Below are 1,306 nucleotides of genomic sequence, written 5' to 3'. Positions count from 1 at the left end.
GGCGGATTCAAGGGGTGTGCGCAACAGTGAGTAGTTCGTTGAGTTTCTCAGCCGGGGTGGCGTAGTCCAAGACCTTGCGGGGTCGCAGGTTGAGGAGGCGCTCGGCTTCGGCCACTTCGGCGTCGCTGATGCGGCTGAAGTTGGTGCCTTTGGGGAAGAAGTCACGGATCAGCCCGTTGTGGTTCTCATTGGTCGGGCGTTGCCAGGGTGAGTGGGGGTCGCAGAAGAAGACCGGGCAGCCGGTGGTGATGCTGAAGCGGGCGTGGTCTGCCATTTCCACCCCCTGGTCCCAGGTCAGCGAGCGCCACATCGAGACCGGCAGCTGCGCGGCCATCTGGGACAGCCGCTCGGTCACGGTGGCGGTGTCGTGGACGTCGAGCCGGCTGATGAGGGTGAACCGGGTGTGGCGTTCGACCAGGGTGATCAACGCCGAGGCGGTGTCGGTGGCACCGATGACGAGGTCACCTTCCCAGTGCCCGGGCACGGCTCGGTCGCAGGCCTCGGCGGGACGGTTGGCAAAGACTGCATCCCCGACCCAGGAGCGGTCCTTGCGGGCGGGCAGACGGGAGCGGGGATTGCGGGCGGTGCGGCCGCTGCGAAGCGCTTTGACCACACCCAGCTCGTGGCGCAGCGAGCCGGCTCCCTGCACGTACAGCGCCTGGTAGATCGTCTCGTGGCTCACCTGCATATCGTCACGGTCGGCGAAGTCGCGCCGCAGCCGGCCGCTGATCTGCTCCGGTGACAGCCGCTGGTCCAGCCAGGAGACCACCTGGGCCCGCAGCCTGGACCCGGGGATGAGCTTGCGTCGCTGGAGGTGGTCACGGGCCCGCCGCTGTCGAGCCGCCCGCTCGGCAGTGACCGCCCGGTAGCGTCCCTGCCCGGTCCGGGCGATTTCCCGCCCGACCGTCGAGCGGTGCACCCCCAGCTCGGCAGCGATTCGCGCCGGCCGCTGCTGCTCACCCAACCGGATCTGGATCAGCACCCGCCCGGCCTGGGTCAGCCGTCCCCGGCCGTCGACGAAGTCCGGCACCGCCTCCTCACCCACAGCGGCCAGCTGTGGCCGCGAGCGCGGTGACCGACGCCACTGCGAGGCCCTGGTCAGCCCACCGACCCGACCCTTCTGCAACACCATGCCCGCCACCCTGGCCCACCGACGCACCGAGCTCGGGTCGGTCCCGACCGCCGCGGCTGCGCCGTAGCTGGAGTAGCCCTCCGCCATCAACCTCAACGCCTGCGCCTTCACCCCAGCAGCAACAACCACAACAGCCTCCACCGATCGGGTGTTGCGCTGGCTCCTGAACCTGCC

1 protein-coding gene is annotated in these 1,306 nt (G+C 69.5%); it reads right to left on the bottom strand.

Annotated features, from left to right (window positions below):
* Positions 1 to 7: 7 nt before the first annotated feature.
* Positions 8 to 1,306, bottom strand: a 1,299-nt coding sequence (locus tag DT076_RS19095) for an IS30 family transposase (RefSeq protein WP_325048390.1), incomplete at its 5' end; no start/stop codon positions are given.

The organism is Desertihabitans brevis, from assembly GCF_003327535.1.
Classification (GTDB): Bacteria; Actinomycetota; Actinomycetes; order Propionibacteriales; family Propionibacteriaceae; genus Desertihabitans; species Desertihabitans brevis.
The sequence above is the reverse complement of the archived record's forward strand: the minus strand, read 5'-3'. Positions and strand labels throughout refer to the sequence as shown.